This window comes from Paenibacillus sp. Mc5Re-14, from assembly GCF_001049835.1.
In the GTDB taxonomy this organism is placed as follows: domain Bacteria; phylum Bacillota; class Bacilli; order Paenibacillales; family Paenibacillaceae; genus Paenibacillus; species Paenibacillus polymyxa_C.
On record NZ_CVPD01000001.1, the window covers coordinates 5062990 to 5082954 of the forward strand.

General features: G+C 46.4%; 19 protein-coding genes. 14 read left to right on the top strand and 5 right to left on the bottom strand.

Going from position 1 to position 19965, the window contains the following annotated elements:
- The first annotated feature begins 7 nt into the window (after nt 1-7).
- The 9 genes from BN1546_RS23040 (at nt 8) to BN1546_RS23080 (ending at nt 10516) form a co-directional block, all read left to right on the top strand.
- Nucleotides 8-820, top strand: a complete 813-nt coding sequence (locus tag BN1546_RS23040; RefSeq protein ID WP_090738900.1) for a hypothetical protein — start codon at nt 8-10, stop codon at nt 818-820.
- A gap of 358 nt (nt 821-1178) precedes the next feature.
- Nucleotides 1179-1832 carry an HlyD family secretion protein gene (locus tag BN1546_RS23045; RefSeq protein WP_013371571.1) on the top strand — a complete coding sequence of 218 codons (654 nt, stop codon included), beginning with the start codon at nt 1179-1181 and terminating at the stop codon, nt 1830-1832.
- 15 nt (nt 1833-1847) lie between these two features.
- Nucleotides 1848-3365 (top strand): DHA2 family efflux MFS transporter permease subunit, encoded by a 1518-nt coding sequence (locus BN1546_RS23050; protein ID WP_016822117.1) that lies wholly within the window; start codon nt 1848-1850, stop codon nt 3363-3365.
- 71 nt (nt 3366-3436) lie between these two features.
- Nucleotides 3437-4903 (top strand): efflux RND transporter periplasmic adaptor subunit, encoded by a 1467-nt coding sequence (locus BN1546_RS23055; RefSeq protein ID WP_090738901.1) that lies wholly within the window; start codon nt 3437-3439, stop codon nt 4901-4903.
- Between the two features lie 223 nt (nt 4904-5126).
- On the top strand, nt 5127-5969 hold the full coding sequence (locus BN1546_RS23060) for an STM4015 family protein (RefSeq protein ID WP_025676821.1): 843 nt from the start codon (nt 5127-5129) through the stop codon (nt 5967-5969).
- 67 nt (nt 5970-6036) lie between these two features.
- Nucleotides 6037-7371 carry an STM4014 family protein gene (locus tag BN1546_RS23065; RefSeq protein WP_090738902.1) on the top strand — a complete coding sequence of 445 codons (1335 nt, stop codon included), beginning with the start codon at nt 6037-6039 and terminating at the stop codon, nt 7369-7371.
- A complete protein-coding gene (locus BN1546_RS23070) occupies nt 7371-8153 on the top strand; it encodes an STM4013/SEN3800 family hydrolase (RefSeq protein WP_090738903.1) in 783 nt (260 codons plus the stop codon). The genes BN1546_RS23065 and BN1546_RS23070 overlap by 1 nt, the downstream gene beginning before the upstream one ends.
- Nucleotides 8154-8222: 69 nt before the next feature.
- Nucleotides 8223-9650, top strand: a complete 1428-nt coding sequence (locus BN1546_RS23075; RefSeq protein ID WP_090738904.1) for an STM4012 family radical SAM protein — start codon at nt 8223-8225, stop codon at nt 9648-9650.
- A complete protein-coding gene (locus BN1546_RS23080; RefSeq protein ID WP_090738905.1) occupies nt 9647-10516 on the top strand; it encodes an STM4011 family radical SAM protein in 870 nt (289 codons plus the stop codon). Before BN1546_RS23075 ends, BN1546_RS23080 begins: the two co-directional genes overlap by 4 nt.
- Nucleotides 10517-10611: 95 nt before the next feature.
- Here BN1546_RS23080 and BN1546_RS23085 read toward each other — a convergent pair whose 3' ends face one another.
- From BN1546_RS23085 to BN1546_RS23100, 4 genes are all read right to left on the bottom strand, one after another.
- Entirely contained in the window at nt 10612-10890 is a 279-nt protein-coding gene (locus BN1546_RS23085; RefSeq protein ID WP_013371563.1) for a YxcD family protein, read from the bottom strand.
- 3 nt (nt 10891-10893) lie between these two features.
- Nucleotides 10894-11349, bottom strand: a complete 456-nt coding sequence (locus tag BN1546_RS23090; RefSeq protein WP_013371562.1) for a hypothetical protein — start codon at nt 11347-11349, stop codon at nt 10894-10896.
- 159 nt (nt 11350-11508) lie between these two features.
- Nucleotides 11509-12075 (bottom strand): PadR family transcriptional regulator, encoded by a 567-nt coding sequence (locus tag BN1546_RS23095; protein ID WP_013371561.1) that lies wholly within the window; start codon nt 12073-12075, stop codon nt 11509-11511.
- Between the two features lie 251 nt (nt 12076-12326).
- Nucleotides 12327-12890: a beta-class carbonic anhydrase gene (locus BN1546_RS23100; RefSeq protein WP_013371560.1), complete on the bottom strand. Its 564-nt coding sequence runs from the start codon at nt 12888-12890 to the stop codon at nt 12327-12329.
- A gap of 173 nt (nt 12891-13063) precedes the next feature.
- Between BN1546_RS23100 and BN1546_RS23105 the strand changes: the two genes are divergently transcribed.
- The 5 genes from BN1546_RS23105 (at nt 13064) to BN1546_RS23125 (ending at nt 18535) form a co-directional block, all read left to right on the top strand.
- Complete coding sequence (locus tag BN1546_RS23105) at nt 13064-14581, top strand: carboxypeptidase M32 (RefSeq protein ID WP_090738906.1); 1518 nt, start codon at nt 13064-13066, stop codon at nt 14579-14581.
- 140 nt (nt 14582-14721) lie between these two features.
- Entirely contained in the window at nt 14722-15810 is a 1089-nt protein-coding gene (locus BN1546_RS23110) for an ABC transporter substrate-binding protein (protein WP_090738907.1), read from the top strand.
- A complete protein-coding gene (locus BN1546_RS23115; protein ID WP_090738908.1) occupies nt 15807-16619 on the top strand; it encodes an ABC transporter ATP-binding protein in 813 nt (270 codons plus the stop codon). Before BN1546_RS23110 ends, BN1546_RS23115 begins: the two co-directional genes overlap by 4 nt.
- An 8-nt stretch (nt 16620-16627) precedes the next feature.
- Nucleotides 16628-17461 carry an ABC transporter permease gene (locus BN1546_RS23120; protein ID WP_013371556.1) on the top strand — a complete coding sequence of 278 codons (834 nt, stop codon included), beginning with the start codon at nt 16628-16630 and terminating at the stop codon, nt 17459-17461.
- A gap of 117 nt (nt 17462-17578) precedes the next feature.
- Nucleotides 17579-18535: an aromatic acid exporter family protein gene (locus BN1546_RS23125; RefSeq protein ID WP_013371555.1), complete on the top strand. Its 957-nt coding sequence runs from the start codon at nt 17579-17581 to the stop codon at nt 18533-18535.
- A 21-nt stretch (nt 18536-18556) separates the two neighbouring features.
- Here the strand turns inward: BN1546_RS23125 and BN1546_RS23130 are convergent, their stop codons facing one another.
- Nucleotides 18557-19873, bottom strand: coding sequence for an amino acid permease (locus BN1546_RS23130; protein WP_090738909.1), 1317 nt, complete (start codon nt 19871-19873; stop codon nt 18557-18559).
- Nucleotides 19874-19965: the final 92 nt, after the last annotated feature.

Here is a 19965-nt window from a genome sequence, read left to right on the forward strand (position 1 = left end):
GATAGGTATGCGCAATAGCGATAGCTTAAGCGGTTTTCCTCTTCTGCACGACTATCAGCTTGAGGAGATGTGGAGAACTCCGCAGCCAATCCGTCAATCACAGAGAAAACGAGGGCGTGAGGGTTGGAATTGGCGGCAACGGGTTCAATATGCGATAGGGCATGCGCTGAACGAATACTTTGGAATGGAAGTAGAGGTACGGCGAGAAGTCCCTGTCCAGTATGTGCTGGAGAAGTGGTGGCCTAAGCAGTCGAACAGTTTTGAATCCTTGTTCCATTACTGGGATGTCAAAAATAAAGTGTCAGGCGAGTTGTCAAAAATATGTGCCTTAAATAATGACTTATTGGTGCCTGTGATGTTGTATGAACAATTTTGTACAGCGGTGCCTGAGTTGGAGGTCGACATTTCGCTGATTATTCAGGCAGCCTGGCAACAATCAGAACAAGCGGATTCATTATTGATTCAAAAGTATATGGTGGACTACAACCCTAACGTTATTAGTACTTTTCAACATTTAACAAATGTATTTTGTTACTATGCATTTGGAGCTCTTCCTCAGCTTATCGAAGTATACTGTCTGCTAGAAGGCAAGAAGGTTCGTTTTTTTCCGGGCTCGGCTTCTTTACAGCAATCTTTGGATTACGTACGACTATTAAAAGACTCCAGAGAGGATAAGCATGGGACGGCAGAACGCTGTCGTTGTAGGGGATGTATGGGGCAGCAAGGTTCTCAGCAGAACAGAGCGAATAAGGACAAAAAGGAAGAGCGGGAGGCGAAAAACTGTAGGAATCGGTCATTTGGACCTACGATTTTCTCTTAGGTTTATTGTGTGAACCTTTAAATGTAAACTATCCCTTTTCATGAAAGAGCCTTGGAAACAAGGTTCTTTTTTGTGAAAAAAAATTCTGAAAAAACTGAAAATTTATATTGCCTGAATAGATAAATATATCTATAATATTTCAATGTACAATAGTTATATGAAAATATTTAAATATAATAAAGACGGTTTGTGGACTATGGATCAGCTTGTCCTACGTACATAAATAAGTCCTGTCTTGTGCATGGCTTGCTGCCATGTGTTTATTTATGCTCTACATTTGATTTAATGCCCTAATATTTCAATTTTAAAATATTAGCGTTGAATAATAAAAATTTTTTGGACAACAGGGGTGGAACAAGTGAGTAAGAAAACTGTATTGCCGATTCTCATCGTGCTGCTCATTCTGAGTGGTGGAGCTATTGGCTACTATTATTGGTATCAGGCAACACACTTTGTTAAAAGTGACGATGCGCGCATTCAAGCCGATCAGTATAAGGTGATGCCGCAAATCTCCGGTGAGATTAGCCACATTGATGTTGAAGAAGGCGATGTGCTGCAACGCAATGAACCGATTGCCGAACAGGATGTATCAGGACTGGATGCAAGCATGATTAGCAAGTCTGTGCTGCGTGCGCCGATTAACGGAACTGTTATTAAGATTTATTCAAAAGAACATGAAATTGGAACACCGGGTAGTGCTGTAGCGACTATGGTTGATATGAACAACCTGTATGTATCCACGAATATTGAAGAAACCGATATTAACCGTATTAAACCAGGACAGCTTGTTGACATTACGCTTGATGCTGCAGGCGATCAGGTCATTCAGGGTAAGGTTCGTAAAGTGGGCGAAGCTTCCAATGCAGTGTTTTCGCTCGTTCCTGCTGTGAACACAAGTGGTAACTTTAATAAGGTGACTCAACGTGTACCTGTAGAAATTGCTGTGAACAAGCCGAAGGACATGAAGCTTATCCCTGGAACGAACGTGGAAGTAAAAATTCATACATCTTAAAAAGGAGGGGTCCATGTGGCTGCCAATGAAACTGCTGCTGCTCCTTCGACAGATTCTTCCAAAGAACGCTGGCTTGCCTTTTTTGCTATCGTTTTAGGCGCCTTTGTCGCCATTCTGAACAACAGTCTGATCAATGTCGCCATTCCACGATTGACGACGGATTTAGGGTCAACGACGACACGTATTCAGTGGGTTATTACAGGTTACACGCTTGCATCCGGCGTAATCGTTCCGATTACCGGATATATGGAGCAGCGTATCGGATACAAAAAGTTTTTGATTCTTGCGCTCAGCGTGTTCTCGCTGGGGACAGGAATATGTATTTTTGCATGGAGTGATTCTTCCCTGATTGCAGCGCGTGTATTGGCTGGTCTGGGTGGCGGTGTCATTATGCCGCTGAGTATGACGATTATTTACAAAATTATGCCGCGTGAACAAATCGGGATGTCCCTTGGTATATGGGGTATCGCTGCAATGGCCGCACCAGCTGTAGGGCCTACGCTGAGTGGCTACTTAATTGAATGGTTTAACTGGCGTTTCTTGTTTATTGTCAGTCTGCCGGTTGCTTTATTTGCCATTTTAATGGTCATCCTTCTCATCAAGGAGCCGCCTAAGGTTACGCCGAAACCGTTTGATCTGCCAGGATTTTTACTGGCGGCAACCTGTGCAGGAACACTCTTGTACGCACTGACAAACGGCCAGCGTGATGGCTGGACTTCTTTTGGGATTGTATCTCTACTATTTATTTCTTTCTGGGCACTTGTCTTTCTCATCTATGTAGAAAGCGGCAAGGATAATGCTGTAATTGAAATTTCATTATTCAAGAATTCAAAATATACGATTAGTGTTATCGCCTCCAGTCTGGTCATGATGGGGATGTACGGAGGAACGTTCCTAACACCGTTGTTTTTGCAAAATATTCAGCGCGTGTCACCGATTGATACTGGTATTATCCTCATTCCACAGGCCATTGCCATGGCGGCGATGATGCCTATTGCCGGGAAGCTGTTCGATAAGTTCGGCATTGTGCCTTTGGGACTTGTGGGCCTGACGTTAACCAGCTTTATGACCTATCATCTTCATCAGCTTACGCCAGATACTTCGCATGCCTGGTTGGAAACCGTAATGGCATTACGGGGTCTGGGAATTGGTATTTGCATGATGCCATTGTCCACGGTCGGCATGAATGCTGTTCATCCGAGCAAGGTAGCCAATGCGTCTACAGCGTCCAATCTGGTACGTACCGTGGCTGCATCTATGGCGATTGCGGTACTGACCGCCATTATGCAAAGCCGTTCAGCTGCCCATGCCCAGCAAATTTCGGAGTCCATTACACAAGACTCGGCTCATACGCTACAAGCGACATTGGGTAGCTCATGGATGTCATCCATAAGTAGTTTAATCACACTGGATGCTACATCGAGAGGAATTGGGGATACGTTCCTCATTTCATCTATACCGCTGTTTTGCACGATTCCACTCATCTTTTTGTTTATTCAGAGGAAGAAAGCAAAGACACAGCCGGAAGCTTAATAAAGAGAAATACAAAAATATCGACTGGATGGCTTACATTATTTCCACGGACAGAAAGAAAGGGAATTATCATGAAAATATTGAGAGTAGAAAGTACATTAGCGGCTTTAGTCCTCGGCGGCGCAGTGCTGGCAGGCTGCTCCAGTAATAGCGAAGCGGCTCAGGACATGGTCGTACCGGTTAAAATTAGTCAAGCACAGCAGGGGATTATCGGACAGGGCAATATTTATACAGGTACGGTAACTCCTTCGGAAACAGTCAATATTGTGCCTAAAGTAGGCGGTAAAGTGGTTGAGCTGCCTGTGGATATTGGTTCTGAGGTTAAAAAGGGTCAAGTACTATTCAAGCTTGACGATAAGGATATGCGTAACAATGTTGCAAAAGCCCGTGCCGCCGCCGCAGCAGCAGCAGCAGGCGTAAGCACCGCTCAAGCATCCCATGAATCAACGATGGTTCAAGCAACTTCGGGCTTAGTGCAGTCCAAAAGCGGTGTGATTCAATCCCAAAGTGCAATCAATCAGGCTCAGGGAGCTATTAATCAAGCAACTACAGCCGTAGAACAAGCGACACATAGTGTCTCCTCGGCAGCCAATACGGTGAAACAAACACAGCAAGCATTGGCAGATGCACAAAAGAATGTAACCCGTACACAAAGTCTGTTTGATGCTGGTGCGAGCACCCAAGCACAATTAGAACAAGCAAAAACCGCAGTTGTGAATGCGGAAGCGGCTTATAATAATGCACAAAATGCGCAGGCTAATGCAAAAGATCAATTGATAGCGGCTCAAAAGGCCCTAACTACAGCCCGCAACAGCTATGAGTCAGCAAAAAATAGCTACAGTAATGCCAACAGCGGCTACAGCAATGCGCAAAATCAACTTAAAGTATCTCAAAATACGGCTGGCATTGAGTCTAGCCAACAATCTCTTAAGCAGGCACAACTGAATGTAAACATTGCTCAGGATGCATTGGATGACACCGTTGTTACATCACCGATCAACGGTATTGTGGGTACGAAAAATGCAGAAGTGGGCGAAATGGTATCCGCTCAGTCTCCTGCGCTTGTCATTGCTAACCTGAGTACGGTCAATACATTGATCTATGTCCCTGCGGAACAGATCAACAATGTAAAAGCAGGTGACAAGGTACAGGTTCGTGTTGCAGCTTCCAACATTGTAACAACAGGTACAGTCAAAAATGTAAGCCCGTTGGATGCAAGCGGAAAAGGCTATCCTGTAAAAATCTCAGTAGCCAATCCAGATATGAAACTGAAATCCGGCATGTTGGCTGATATTAGCTTTGTCGCTGCCAATGCGCAAGAAGGTATTGTTGTTCCTACTGCGGCAGTGCAAAAGGATCAAGGTAAAGAATATGTATATGTGGTAAACGGCGACCATGCGAAACGCAAGGAAGTGAAGATTGTTCAAACGACAGGTTCACAAACACTCATTACCAGTGGCTTGAGCAAGGAAGAGAATGTGATCGTGAATAATCTGGCATTGCTGACCGATAACTCACCGATTACAATTACCCAATAACTTGGTTCTAAACTTGCGTTCTTTATAATAGTAGAAGTTTATTATGGATACATTCCAAGGCAGCCCGCAAGTGGGCTGTCTTGTTTTTATTTCATTTGCACATTTTACATAGAATTAATGTCGATCTGGGACTTTTTTTGACGAACATTGGTAGAATAGGATAGACTAAATTGGAAATAGATAGTTTACGAGATCTCAGACAAGCGATCGGAGGAATTGTGAGATGGAAGTGAAATTGGTTGTAGATTATGAAGCTTATGAGAATGGCCAAACGATGGCTAAATCTATTGAGGAACTGGCAGCCAAGCCGGAGAGTGCCCAAGTTACGGATCTGATCATCGGAGATTGGGGAGGCGCCTATGAAAACTCACCAGATGATTTTATACCGGTGTTAGTGAAGCTGAAAGATCAATTTCCTAAGGTACGCAAGCTGTTTATTGGTGATATGGAATATGATGAGTGTGAGGTATCATGGATTAACCAAACGAATCTGTCCCCGCTGTTAGAAGCGTTTCCAAAGCTTGAATCCTTACATATTAAAGGAAGCCAGGACCTGAGCTTGGAACCACTTCGCCATAATCATCTTCAAGAATTGGTTATTATTTGTGGCGGTCTACCTGTGAGCGTTCTTCAGCAAATCATTAATGCTGAACTGCCTGAACTGCGCAAGCTGGAGCTGTATTTGGGTGTCGAGGATTATGGTTTTGACGGTAAACTGGAAGATATTTTACCGTTTTTGGACAGCAATCCTTTTCCCAAACTTACGTACTTGGGACTCAAAGACAGTGAGATACAGGATGAAATTGCCATTGCTGCTGCTAATGCCCCTGTGATTGGACAACTGGAAGTGCTAGATCTCTCACAAGGTACATTGTCTGATCAAGGTGCAGAAGCGCTGCTGGCTAGTGAAAGTATAAAAGGGCTAAAACATCTGGATTTGAGCTATCATTATATGTCTAGTGAAATGATGGAACGCTGGAAAAACTCAGGTTTATCTGTGAACGTAGAAGATCAACAAGAAGCAGATGAAGAAGATGATTGGCGCTATCCATCACTGACAGAGTAATTTGCTCCAATGGATTTCTAAAACGGATTGAATTTAAAATTAAAAAGAATAAAAGTGAGGCGGCTCTATGATGAAGATGTGGGATAGTAATGTCAACGAGCCGTTTATCTTGTTCGGTAATTCGGGGAATCGTCGAACTACGGGGCTGCAGAAAGCACGAAGCAGATTAATGCTTCCGCCAGCTCTGGAGGTTTCCTATACAGATGTGTTGGGGGCCATTCGAGAGAAGCACAGTCTGAGCGAACTGATGGTCAGGATAGCTGCACAAGCTGCGCAAGATAGCGTGAATGGCAGTGTCCATGTGCAAGAGAGCATTGATCAATTACTGGCAGGGCGGGTGGACAGAGGTCCATTGCTACGTCTGGATGCACCGGGCGAAAACTTTGAGGTAGAGCGGGAATTGATTGCTCTGGGCGCCCCGGATGCCGAGGGAGACGATTCTTTGTTGCCATGGCCGGAATGGGCACATGACACAGGTATACTGGCGACAGAAGCGCGCCGTTTGCAGGAGCAGCATGGTCGCATTTGGCACCCGGCACAATGGTTCCGGGGCTATTGCCGTCTGCTGGCTTGGCTGCGGCATGAAGTAGATCGGCTCTGGCCTTCGTCGCGCTGGATGAACGATCCTGCGGAAGTAGCCGTCATGTTTGACAAACGGGGTTGTAGCGCCGTATTAGACCAGGCAGACATCAGGGTTCCGCCTGTGCTTACAGCTTCAGGCGGTGCTTTTCGTGATGCTGTCGATCTCCATACAGCTATGAAAAAGAGTGGGTTTCACCGCGTATTTGTGAAAATATTTTGCGGGTCAGGTGCTTCTGGTGTCATGGCATATCAGGTACATCCCCAGACACATGCAGAGCTGGCGGTAACTACGATTGGAACAGAGATCATACACGGACAGCGTGTGTATTATAATGCCGGACGATTGCGTCGTTATACAGACAAGCAGGACATTCATGCCATCCTTAACTGGCTATGTTTAGAAGGAGTACATGTGGAACGCTGGATTCCCAAAGCGACCCTGAACGGACGTGTTTATGATGTGCGTCAACTCGTGTGTGAATCAGAAGCTTGTCATGCGGTTTTACGTTTGAGTCACAGCCCCATTACAAATCTACATTTGCGTAATGAGCGACTCTTGCTGGAGGAAGCCGGACTACCACAGAATACGATAGAATCGGTTCAACATACTGCAATAGCCGCCATGAGGGTTTTTCCGGCGTCTATGGTTGCTGGACTGGATGTGCTCGTTCCAGCTCACGGTGGTCGTCCTTATGTATTGGATGTTAATCCGTTCGGTGATTTACTGTATCGGGTTGAGCATCGGGGTTGGAATCCATATGAATGGGAAATGCTGCACCTTGCTAATAGGAGCGTAGTTTTGGAAAGGGAAGACAGATAATGACTGATATGAATCAAATTGTCGGCTCTCACGATATTGTCATGATTACGCTGGATACCCTGCGTTATGACGTAGCCAAGCTGGAGGAAGAAAACTGCCCGAATTTATGCGGCTCCGGGTCGTGGGAAAAGCGCCATACACCAGGGAGCTTTACATATGCTGCACACCATGCTTTTTTTGGCGGATTTTTACCGACTCCGGCCAATACAGATAAGGCTTCACATATCAGGCTGTTTCACACAAAGGATACGGGATTACGAACGCATCCACATACCTGGCTGTTCGATGCTCCGGACATTGTGTCGGGGCTGGAGAACGAGGGCTATCGGACCATCTGTATCGGTGGCGTTATTTTTTTCACGAAGAAGAACAAGCTGGCCAAGGTACTGCCCGGATATTTTCAAGAGAGCTACTGGCGTATGAACTTTGGCGTTACCAACCCTCGTTCAACAGAGCATCAGGTGAATCATGCCTTGAAGCTGTTAGAAAAGGTAAACCCTGCACAGCGCTTGTTTTTGTTTCTGAATGTATCAGCAATCCATGGGCCTAATCATTATTTTATAAAGGGCTCTTCAAAAGATTCAGTAGAGTCTCAACGAGCAGCTTTGCGGTACGTGGATGGTGAACTTGGACGCTTGTTTGATGCTTTGCGTAAGCGTGGCAAGACGTTTTGCATGGCTTTTTCCGATCATGGTACAGCTTATGGCGAAGACGGCTACGAAGGGCATCGTCTGGCGCATGAGGTAGTGTGGAATGTGCCTTACCGCGAATTTATACTGTAGGACAAAAAGAAACGTAGTTTGCACTGGTAAATGATCAAGAATCCAATCCAGCGCGAGGAAGGAGCAGAAATGAAAGCCATGAATCTGAATCACCTACATCCGATGGGCGCAGCAACCCAAACTTCTCCGGGAATGGACACAAAATTAGTAACGACTAGATTTCAGTGGCCGGATACTCCTGTAGAATGGGCACGTACGATCCGAGAAGCTCCCTATCGCTCCTATCTGTACTCTTACCCGCATAAAACGGCCTATCGTTCGTTCGATACACCGCTCTCACTGCAGGAATTGTGGGAGAAAGAAGAGTTGGAAAGCTATTTTTTGTATATGCATATACCGTTTTGCGCAGCTCGCTGTGGATTTTGTAACCTGTTCACTTTACCGGATAAGCGCCAGGATGTGCACAAGGAGTATGTGGATGCGCTAGAAAGACAAGCTCGGCAATGGGCCCCAATTATGGGCGGTCGGCCTTTTTCGCGTTTTGCGATTGGCGGTGGTACGCCGACCTTATTGGAGGCTCCTTTGGTGGAGCGTTTATTTGACATTGCGGAAAATATTATGGGATTGGACCCCAAGCGAGCTTCTATTTCAGTCGAAACCTCTCCCGATACTGTAACTGAGGATAGGCTGGAGGTGCTCAAGCGCCGCGGTACAGATCGTGTCAGCATGGGAATCCAGAGCTTTGTGGAATCAGAAAGTGCCGCCATATACCGACCTCAGAAGCCCAAGCTTGTTAGAGAAGCACTTGAGCGGCTGGTAGAATACAATTTTCCTTTGCTCAACGTGGATCTGATCTATGGTCTGCCTGGTCAAACGGTGGAAACCTGGCTGTATTCTCTCGAGGAAGCCCTGTCCTATTCGCCAGGAGAGATTTTTCTTTACCCGTTATACATTCGTGAAAATACGATTTTAAAGCCCGGCTATACTGGGCTGGATCATGATATTCGCCTTAGCTTGTATGAAGTAGCGCGCGAACGACTCAAACAGGCAGGATATGTACAATATTCCATGCGCCGTTTTGCTAAAAATGAGGGTACATCTAGCAAAGAGCTTTTACCCTACAGTTGCCAGGAGGAGAGCATGGCTGGATTGGGGTGTGGTGCACGCTCTTATACACGCGATGTACACTATGCCAGCCGGTATGGTGTCAGTACAGCAGCTACACGTAGTATTATCGCGGATTATGTGGCGGCGGAGCGTCATGATCTGGCTGACTACGGCTTTATTTTAAATGCGGATGAGCGTAAGCGGCGCTTTATCCTGAAGGCGCTTCTTCATCGGGAAGGTTTGGAGCTATGTGCCTATGCAGAGCGCTTTGGTGTATCCCTGGAAGACGATTTTACAGGAATGTCGCTGCTACTGGAATCGGGTATGGCTGTGGTCGAGGAGGGCACGCTTCGACTTACGGAGGAAGGAATGGCCTATTCCGATGCGATTGGAGACTGGATGATCTCCACATCAGTACGCGAGCGTATGGAAGGATATGTAGGCGCATGAGATCGACCTTATATTATCGTGGTTCGTTGACCTCGTGCAACTATGCTTGCCCTTACTGCCCATTCAGTAAAAACGTCGATAGTCGGGAAACGTTGAACAAGGATCGGGCGCAGTTGGAGCGTTTTGCTGATTGGGTACGGGAGCAGGGGGCTTTAGGGCACCAGCTCTCCATTTTTTTTAATCCGTACGGAGAAGCCTTGATTCATTCCTGGTATCGTAAGGCTATGATTGAGTTTTCTCACATGGCGCATGTGGAAAAAGTGGCGGTACAGACGAATCTATCGGCTAAGCTGGATTGGACAAACGAACTAAATCCAGATACGGCTGCGCTGTGGGCTACTTATCATCCTGGAGAAACCAAAGAGCAAGCTTTTATATCGCAGGCTATGAAGCTATATGAACTTGGCATTTCCTATAGTGTCGGTACAGTTGGATTGAGACAGGCGTTCCCGGCTATTCGTTCCTTGCGGGCGCAACTTCCAAAAGAAGTTTATATGTGGATCAACGCCTACAAGGACCGACCACATTATTATACGGATGCCGAGGTTGCCGAATTAACTGAGATAGATCCCTATTTTCAATGGAATTTAAAGGATTATAGCAGCCAGGGGAGAGCATGTCGCGCGGGAGCAGATGTATTCTACGTCCAAGGTGACGGGCGAGTAAAACACTGCTATCAGGATCGACGTGTGATTGGGCACCTGTACAGAGACGGTCTGGAGGGGCTGAGCGCCCAGCGTCCGTGCCGGATGAAAGAATGTGGCTGTTATATCGGTTATATCCATATGGAAAAGCAGCCATTTCGGGAAATGTATGGTAGTGGTTTGCTTGAAAGGGTGCCGCGTACAACCATGACGATCTATTAGAGAGAAAAGAGCAGAAAAAGAACCGCCCTTGCCACCAGGCAAAGAGCGGTTCTTTTGTTTTGAAACAAGTTTGTATGACGGTTCTATGCAATTAATTAAGTTTGGACAATAGCGGTAATTTCTTCATCCAGATCCAATCTGACCTGCTCGCGATAGGCACGAATATTGTATTCGGAATGAAGATATCTCAGAATGGCTTCAATCATATTGGCTTCCACCAGATATTGACTGCGTCCCTGGACATGAACTTCGGCTGTATAGCCTGTATCCTCTTCCCAGCTTAGCTCCACAACCACATCGGTCGGTCGTACGCCCTTGCGTTCAGCCATATGCAGGCAAATGGCATTGACAATCTCATCCATGCTTAAAATCATAACTTAGTAACGTCCTCCACGAGAATCATCGGGTCTACGGCGATTTTTGATAGCTCGGTAGATCCCTACACCAACCATAATCAGGACATAAATAGCTAGAACGTTAACGGCCAGGCCAAGTAAGCTGCCCAATGCACCCATGTTGCCGAACAATCCGCCGAAAAGCATACCTGCCAAGCCGCCCAGCATCATACCTTTGAGGAACCCGCCACCGCCACCGAGGAACCCACCGGTTCTGCTTGTGTTGCCCGTAGCCGCACTAGATTTAGTTCCGCTATCAGACTTATTGATGCCGCTGCTGTCATTCGCCTTGCTTGGTGTAGATTGGTATGATTTTGGTCCGGATTTAAATCCACCACCACGCCTTGCATCAGCTGTAGATGGTGCGATCATAGCAATGAGTAGGGTGAAAGCCATCATCAGCATCATCATATTTTTCAAAGTGAATGTCTTTTTCATGTAAATATAATCCCCCTAGTAATTTGTGTTATAGGTCAAACAACCGCTTACCCGTAATACGATATAGCATGGAAAAGGGTTTCAAAGAATTTTAAATTTTAAAAAATTAAACGATAACGTACATAAATCCCATGCATGGATTGATAAAAGCATTTTGCTTTAGGGTTTAAGTAAAAACGGATTAGTGTCCGCTCTGACATCACCGGCAAGCAGCATGCGCAGCACCATTTGGCACCATTCCAGACCTGCTTTGGCATTCATAAGCCCTTTTTGTACTAGAATATAGTCACCGAAATTCTTACTGCCAAAGTGTAAATTTTCTGCGGGAATGTCGTTCAGTATATCCTCTAGATGACGGATTTTCTGAATAAAATAACGTTTGCGTTCCTCTAGCATACGATTGGCGCTAGTTTTGTCCGTCAACCAGAGACAGAATAGTCGAAGGCTTAATTCATCCCGTGTAACCGGAGCAGCTAACGTTTCCTGAGACCATTGCTGAAGCATATGGATTCCCTTGTCCGTAATGGTATACATCTTTTTATCAGGCTTGTCGGACTGCTGAATCCATCGGGAGGCTAGCAGTTCCTTGCTCTCCATACGGGCCAGTAGCGGATAGATCTGGCTGTGCTTGGCCTGCCAAAAAGGCTGAATACGCAGCATCAGATCATAGCCGGAGGATTCCTCTCTGGCGAGAAGTCCCAACAGACCATACGATAGTAAATTCATATATCTTATCTCCTTCATCCATCAAAGTAACGGTTGTAACAGCTCTGCGGCAGGTAATCTGCGGCTCCATAAAAAGTGTACACTGAAACTGTATGGTTTGACAACTTTCACACCAGTCGTTCACAGGTTAGCCAAAATTGGCTCGGGTCATTCGGTATGTATATGTGCTTTTTTTCATAGAAACAGGGTAGTTTAAGCACGTATATACGCGCCTGAACTACCCTGATAACTTTTGAGGATAAGGATTCTGTTTACTGGTTATTCCCATCAACAACAAGGGTTAACGCGCCTGTATCCGGATGTATTACCATACCATGAACGGGCGTATTGGGAGGGAGAAGGGGGTGGTTTTTAATAAGCTTCACTGTAGTCTGTACCCCTTCTTCAATGTTGTCAAAACCCTTCAACCATTTATTTAACTTAATACCTGAATTTTCTAATGTACTTAGCACTTCCTGCGAAATTCCACGTTCCAGCATCTCATTAACCATATGATCAGCGTTTAGTGCAGCCATGCCGCATTCATAATGACCTACAACGAGTACTTCGTCTGCTCCCAGCTCATATAAAGCGACTAGCACACTGCGCATTACACTTCCAAAAGGCTGTGAAATAATGGCACCCGCATTTTTAATAATTTTGACATCCCCGTTACGCAGGTTCATGGCTTTGGGGAGCAATTCCGTTAGCCGCGTATCCATACAGGTTATGATGACCATTTTTTTGTTAGGGAACTTGCCCGTTCTATAGGCCTCGTATTCTTTGTTTTCTACGAAAACACGATTGTACTCTAAAATTTCTTGGATGTGATCCACGATAGTTCCCTCCAGATTCTAATAAAGTGCAATATGTACTGCCCAACGTTGATCCAGGTATTAGGAGTTGGTCGTACATGTTGTGTGTTGATTATACTTTTTAATATAAGTATCATCAAGTATAGGTAGTTGTAAAGTTTTAACCATTTTAAGTTAAAGAGGTGACCCTAATTATGGAGCAACAGACGTTGGATCAATGGACGGCTTTAAAGGAAATCTCACACAAAATCAGCGGTTATGGCGAAGCAGTCGGCTTGCTGCACTGGGATTTACGGACAGGAGCTCCACGCAAGGGAGTTGACATTCGGTCCGAGACGTTGGGGATGCTGTCCACGGAAATGTTCAAGCTGATGATCTCAGATGAAATGGGGCAGTTGCTGCAATTTTTTGCCGCAAAAGACAAGCTGGAGCAACTGGAGGACAATGATCGCAGATTGGTAGAGGAATGTCGCAAAAATTATGACTTGAATCGTTCAGTCCCAGCAGACCGCTACCGGGAGTATAGCATTTTAGCGGCTCAGGCAGAAAGCAAGTGGGAGGAAGCAAAGGAATATAGCGACTTTGCCGGATTCGAACCGTACTTGTCTAAAATCGTAGACATGAAGCGTGAGTTTATCGGCTACTGGGGTGTTAAGGATACAGAGTACGACACACTTTTGGATCAATATGAGCCAGGGATGACGGTTGAAAAGCTGGATGCTGTCTTTGATCGACTCAAAAAGCGCCTTGTACCCCTTCTGTCTAAAATTCAGGCTTCACCCAACCAGCCGGATAAGAGCTTTTTAGACGGTGTATTTGATGTGAAGCAGCAGGAAAAGTTCAGTCTGTTCATTTTAGGGCAGATGGGTTATGACTTTGATGCAGGTCGTTTGGATGAGAGTGTGCATCCTTTTGCGACAGGATTAAATCCAGGTGATGTGCGTATAACAACACACTATTTGCAAGATGATGTAACCAGTGCTATTTTCAGCTCACTGCATGAAGGAGGCCATGCACTGTACGAACAAAACATTGCTCCTGAGCTGGCAGGATCACTACTGTCCGGAGGAACCTCTATGGGGATTCATGAATCCCAGTCCCGCTTGTGGGAAAATAAAATCGGACGCAGTCGTGCTTTCTGGGATCGGTATTACGATGATCTGCAAAAGCATTTTCCTGATCGTTTGGCGAAGGTCACGGCAGAGCAATTTTACCGGGCAGTCAACCGCGTGGAAAATTCATTGATTCGTATTGAAGCGGATGAGCTGACATATAATTTACATATCATTGTCCGCTATGAAATTGAGAAAATGCTGTTTAATGAAAAGCTGGATGTAAAGCGTCTCCCCGAAGTGTGGAATGCAAAATATAAAGAATACCTGGGGCTTCTACCCCCGAACGACGGGCTGGGCGTACTTCAAGACGTTCACTGGTCCGGTGGTGATTTTGGCTATTTTGCTTCTTACTCACTTGGCAATATGTATGCAGCCCAAATTTTGGCGACTCTGCGTAAGGAGCTGCCGAACCTGGATGAGCTGATTGCTGCTGGTGAGCTGGAGCCGATCAAGCAATGGCTGACTGAACGGATTTACCGTTACGGCAAGAGCCGGACGCCGTCTGAGTTGATTGTAGCCATTACGGGTGAGGATCTGAATCCTGATTATCTCGCCGACTATCTGGAAGATAAATATACATCCATATACAAGCTCTGATTTAGAGTTCTTATACAATCGCACACAAAAACCTCGCATTCATAGGCAAATGCGGGGTTTTTGTATGCAGTTAACCATTATAATGTCAGCCGCATAACAATATATGAAGTCAACGATGTAAAGGTGGGGAGGGAACAAGGATGAAATACGGCGCTCGTTGCAAAGCAGTGGTGGCTGCGGCACTACTCGGATTACTGTTGCTCAGTGGGTGTGCCCCCAAGGGGGGGCAGACGATTGAGATCAGACTTGGCGAGGTAGCCCGTACGGTCTTTTATGCGCCGCAGTATGTAGCCTTGAGCCAGGGGATGTTTGCTCAGGAGGGACTGGATGTCCAACTGGCTACGATCCCTGGCGGAGACAAGGCGATGACGGCGTTGTTGTCCAATCAGGCAGATATCGCGCTGATCGGCGCGGAAACATCTATTTATGTGTATCAGCAAGGAGCAGAGGACCCTATCATTAATTTCGCTCAGCTGACACAGAAGGACGGAACCTTTTTGTTTGCTCGGCAAACAAAGGATAGCTTTGACTGGGAAAAGCTGAAACAACAAAGTTTTTTGGGACAACGCAAGGGCGGAATGCCACAAATGTCACTTGAATTTACGCTTCGCAAACACGGCATTGATCCGCATAAGGATCTGAAGCTGATTCAAAATATTGATTTTGCCAATGTCGCCTCTGCTTTTGGTTCGGGTACAGGGGATTATGTGCAGCTGTTTGAGCCACAGGCGTCTATTTTTGAAAAGGAAGGTCGAGGTCGGGTAGTTGCCTCTATCGGCGTAGAGAGTGGCGAGTTGCCGTATACGGTATATATGGCGAAGCAAAGCTATCTAAACACCAATAGCGAAGCCGCTCAGAAATTTACAAATGCCATATATCAGGCACAGCAGTGGATTGCTGCGCATTCACCTGAACAGATCGCCGAAGCTATTACACCTTATTTTAAGGATACAGAATTAGCTGTTTTGACGAGTAGTATCAAGCGCTATAAGGAACAGGGTACCTATGCAATGAACCCGATGATTGAGGAAAATGAATGGAATAATTTACAGGATGTCATGGCTTCGGCAGGTGAGCTGAAAAGCCCGGTTGCACTAGATAAGCTGGTAAACCCAAGTTTTGCAAAACAGGCGATCTCCTCCAACTCTATCGGGAATACTGAGACAGATGTGAAAAAGAGCACAACCGAAGCTACGGATACAGCTGTGGATGCAGGAGGTTCACCATGACGGAGGAACAGAGTGGTCTCACTGCGGATGTGATGATCCCGATGGTGAGAATGGAGCAAGTGACCCATGTATACGTAACAGATCGGGAAGCTTCATTGGCGGTTGAGAATATCGATTTTTCCGTAAATACAGGGGAATTTGTCAGTTTAGTCGGTCCAAGCGGCTGCGGAAAAACGACGATCCTGTCCATGATCGCCGGGCTGCTGCGTCCAGCGGCAGGTCAAGTTATGTTGCAAGGTCAGCCGGTAAGTGGCCCGAGTCCTGAGGTCGGTTACATGTTGCAGCAGGATTATCTTTTCCCGTGGCGGACGATCATGGATAACGCATTGTTAGGTCTGGAACTAAGCAACAGAGTAGATGAAGCTGCGCGTGAGCGGACGCGATTATTGCTGGAAGGTATGGGTTTGGGAGGAAAGGAGCATTTGCATCCATCCCAGTTGTCTGGAGGAATGCGCCAGCGTGTGGCGCTGGTACGGACGCTGGCGACGAATCCGGGATTGCTGCTGCTGGATGAGCCGTTCTCCGCGCTGGATTATCAAACTAAGCTGCAGCTGGAGGACCTCGTTGTGCAAACCTTGCGCGAACGAAAGAAAACGGCGATTTTAGTCACGCACGATTTGGCCGAGGCCATTGCAGTCAGTGATCGGGTTATAGTGATGGGGCGTAATCCTGGTCATATCCGGCGTACTTTCGAGATTCCGGATTCCATTCGGGAAGCGCAGCCTTTTTTTGCGCGCGAACAGCCGGGCTTTAATGAGCTATTTCATGAAATATGGCGGGAACTGGAGGCTTCGGGAGCAAAGGAGTGAGTTAACGTATGAAGAACGAAGCTGATCAGCCTGAGCAACGTTGGATTCAAGGACTGCATCAGACGTATTTGCGTAACAGGCGTATGCAACAGTGGTTAGTAACAGGTGTGCAGATAGCTATTTTGCTGCTTTTATTTGTATTGTGGGAAATTGCAGGTCGTTTGAAGTGGATTGATGTATTGTTGTTTAGCTATCCTAGCAAAATTTTCACTCAGATTGGCAAGGATGCGGTCAGCGGGGAATTATGGGGACATGTAGGTGTCACTGTTGGAGAAACGATGGCAGGTTTTTTGCTCGGTACTCTGCTCGGCACATTGCTCGCGGTACTTATTTGGTGGTCGCCGTTTTTATCAAGGGTACTTGATCCATATATGGTTGTGTTTAACAGTATGCCCAAGGTAGCGCTAGGGCCAATATTTATCGTCATGTTTGGGGCGGGTTTTACCGCGATTCTGATGACAACCCTCTCCATTACGGTTATCATTACGACCCTTGTGGTATACAACAGTTTTCAGGAAGTCGATCCCAATTTGGTCAAAGTGGTTCGCACGTTTGGAGGAACACGCCGGGATACGTTTCAAAAGGTGATTTTGCCTGCCTCCTTTCCCGCAATTGTCTCTACGCTGAAAGTGAATGTCGGCATGGCATGGGTTGGCGTGATTGTTGGTGAATTTTTGGTTGCTAAAAATGGCTTAGGTTATTTGATCATTTATGGTTTTCAGGTGTTCAATTTCACACTGGTCATGTCCAGTCTGTTGATCATTGCTGTCGTAGCTACATTGATGTACCAGGCAGTTGTGTATGTGGAGCACCGCTTGCTTTCAGGTCGCCCTCATCGGTAATTATTAAATTTCTGAATATTTGTGCAAAACGTGAAAATAAAGTACCATGAAAATGAAATACTTAATATTTATGAAAATGAGAAAACAGATTTCATCTAGAGGGGACAGAATTTTTTCATGGGCTTTCGTACGATTAAAACGGCTATTGCCGCATTAATGGCCGTACTTATTGCGGAGGGAGTAGGCATTCACGGAGCCACCTCGGCAGGGCTTTTAGCAATTTTGGGGGTGGATGTCACACGCAAGAGAAGTCTCCGCACCATTTCGGCGAGATTTTTTGCATCCGTCGTGGGACTTCTTTTTGCTTGTGTTTTGTTTGTGGTATTCGGATTCCATGATTGGGTGCTTGCATTATATATTTTAACGGCGTTTCCGGTCATTGTACGGGTGGGCTTTAAGGAAGGCATTGTCACGGGTTCGGTCGTGGTTTTCCGAGTATTCAGCGGCGGTGTGATTGATATGGAGGTACTGCTGACCCAGCTGGCTCTGCTGGTGATTGGGCTGGGTTCTGCGATGGTTGTCAATCTAGCTTATATGCCGCGTTCTGATAATACAATGCAACAAATCCGGCAGGAGGTGGATCGGACATTTTCTGTTATATTCAGAAATATGGCCAACACGCTGCGTAGTCCGGCATACATATGGGATGGCAAGGAAGTTATTGAAGCGGACAGCGTGATCACCAAAGGGGTCACTGAGGCGGGTCGTTCATTGGAAAATCAAATGCTTCGTCCCCAAGAAGGCTGGAATGTGTATTTTTATATGCGCAAAGAACAGCTGGATTCGATTCAAAACATGATGCAGTTGATCGCACAAATGTATCAACACATGCCGCAGGCCAAGCTTCTGGCCGAGCTGTTCGACCAGCTTAGCAACGACGTTTTGGCTGGACATTATACAGGACAGACCGAGAAGCTGTTGGAGCAGGTTCGTGAAGAATTTAAAGCCATGGAGCTTCCCGCAACTCGGGAGGAATTTGAGATTCGTTCGGCATTATTGCAGCTTACACATGAGCTTCACCAGTATTTGAAAATCGCTAAAAAGGACAAGGCCCCTACTCCGGTGAAAAATTAGAGTAAGGACCTTGAGCGGCTACTATCTATGACGGACAGTAGCCTTTTCTTGTTCAGTAACGGTAGAATTCGGATGAGTGAAAGTCCGTTTATGCCGAATTCGATCTGTGATCCATAAGACGACGGTGATCAGGCAAGGGTAAAGCATGGCCCACCCGACAAAGGGGAAAACAACTGCCGTGGAAATGAAGGAAATCCAACTAATGGAAACTCCCCAACGACTCCCACGTAGGAGCTTGATTCCTGCTGCACAACCCCCTAGATAGGTCAGAATGAAGGTAGCGTTCGGCAATTGGATCAGGTTGGTGAGTGAAACAGCACCGCTACTGTACAACACCATAATGATCACGAAGCAGACGCTAAGAAAAGCAATGCCCCCGATGGGGGTATGGAAGCGTTGGGATAACACGCCCATCCAGCGAAAGGCCTGTCCTTGTCGAGATAAAGCATAAGCGACTCGTGAAGCGGCACCCACGTAAGCAATAATAGTAGCGGTGCAAATAAAGATCCCCGTCAAGCCCGCAATGATCGCACCCCATGGCCCGATAGCCCGACTAATCACCCATATGAGCGAAGCATCCGAACCTCCTGCAAGGTAACTTTGTGTGCCTACCGTAGCAAGCGCAGTAAGGAAATAAAGCAAACCCACAATGATGGCTGCAATGGTCACACCTCTAACGGCAGACCGCTCGGGATTGGTAAATTCCTCTGACATATGGGACACAGCCTCCCAGCCGATAAAGCACCAGAACAGAATCGCAGCTGCTTGGCCGACAGAAAGCCAGCCATGTGGAACAAACGGCGTGAAGTGAACAGTTTTCATCTGAGGGAGTGCTGCGGCAATAGCGAATATCAGGACGGCAACGATGGCTATAACGACGGCAATCTGAATACGTCCGGCAACCTTCATACCAATCCAGTTGATGACCAGGCCCACCGCCAGCATGGCAGCGGCCAACATTATGCGGGTTTCCTCTCCCCAGCCCATAGCTGCGGTCATATAGCCGGCTCCGGTAAGTGCGGCAACAGGGGCCCCAATTGGAACCGACATGAGAAAAAACCACCCGATATAAGCACCAGCACGTGGGGAAAAGGCCAACGTCACAAAATGCGATACCCCTCCCGCATTTGGGAATTTCGCGGATAGAAGTCCCATGGAAAGCGCCATTGGCAGAATGAGCAGGGTCATGAATCCCCATGCCAGCAACGATGCTGGACCCGCCATTTGGGCGGCAAGACCAGGCACAATCAATACCCCCGAACCCAATACAGCTCCGATATAGAGCGCAATGGCCTGTGGAAGACCAATAGTGGATTGAAGTTTATTTTCATTCGTCATGCAGAAAAGCCTTCTTTCTCTTGTTATTTTCTCCAGCTTATCAGATAATCAATCTATCGGAAAAACGGAATATTACGATTGCTTGCATCGGA

Coding starts and splice junctions, on each gene's coding strand:
- BN1546_RS23040 (WP_090738900.1), top strand. CDS start 8: ATGCGCAATAGCGATAGCTTAAGCGGTTTTCCTCTTCTGCACGACTAT.
- BN1546_RS23055 (WP_090738901.1), top strand. CDS start 3,437: ATGAAAATATTGAGAGTAGAAAGTACATTAGCGGCTTTAGTCCTCGGC.
- BN1546_RS23060 (WP_025676821.1), top strand. CDS start 5,127: ATGGAAGTGAAATTGGTTGTAGATTATGAAGCTTATGAGAATGGCCAA.
- BN1546_RS23065 (WP_090738902.1), top strand. CDS start 6,037: ATGATGAAGATGTGGGATAGTAATGTCAACGAGCCGTTTATCTTGTTC.
- BN1546_RS23070 (WP_090738903.1), top strand. CDS start 7,371: ATGACTGATATGAATCAAATTGTCGGCTCTCACGATATTGTCATGATT.
- BN1546_RS23075 (WP_090738904.1), top strand. CDS start 8,223: ATGAAAGCCATGAATCTGAATCACCTACATCCGATGGGCGCAGCAACC.
- BN1546_RS23080 (WP_090738905.1), top strand. CDS start 9,647: ATGAGATCGACCTTATATTATCGTGGTTCGTTGACCTCGTGCAACTAT.
- BN1546_RS23085 (WP_013371563.1), bottom strand. CDS start 10,890: ATGATTTTAAGCATGGATGAGATTGTCAATGCCATTTGCCTGCATATG.
- BN1546_RS23090 (WP_013371562.1), bottom strand. CDS start 11,349: ATGAAAAAGACATTCACTTTGAAAAATATGATGATGCTGATGATGGCT.
- BN1546_RS23095 (WP_013371561.1), bottom strand. CDS start 12,075: ATGAATTTACTATCGTATGGTCTGTTGGGACTTCTCGCCAGAGAGGAA.
- BN1546_RS23105 (WP_090738906.1), top strand. CDS start 13,064: ATGGAGCAACAGACGTTGGATCAATGGACGGCTTTAAAGGAAATCTCA.
- BN1546_RS23110 (WP_090738907.1), top strand. CDS start 14,722: ATGAAATACGGCGCTCGTTGCAAAGCAGTGGTGGCTGCGGCACTACTC.
- BN1546_RS23115 (WP_090738908.1), top strand. CDS start 15,807: ATGACGGAGGAACAGAGTGGTCTCACTGCGGATGTGATGATCCCGATG.
- BN1546_RS23120 (WP_013371556.1), top strand. CDS start 16,628: ATGAAGAACGAAGCTGATCAGCCTGAGCAACGTTGGATTCAAGGACTG.
- BN1546_RS23125 (WP_013371555.1), top strand. CDS start 17,579: ATGGGCTTTCGTACGATTAAAACGGCTATTGCCGCATTAATGGCCGTA.
- BN1546_RS23130 (WP_090738909.1), bottom strand. CDS start 19,873: ATGACGAATGAAAATAAACTTCAATCCACTATTGGTCTTCCACAGGCC.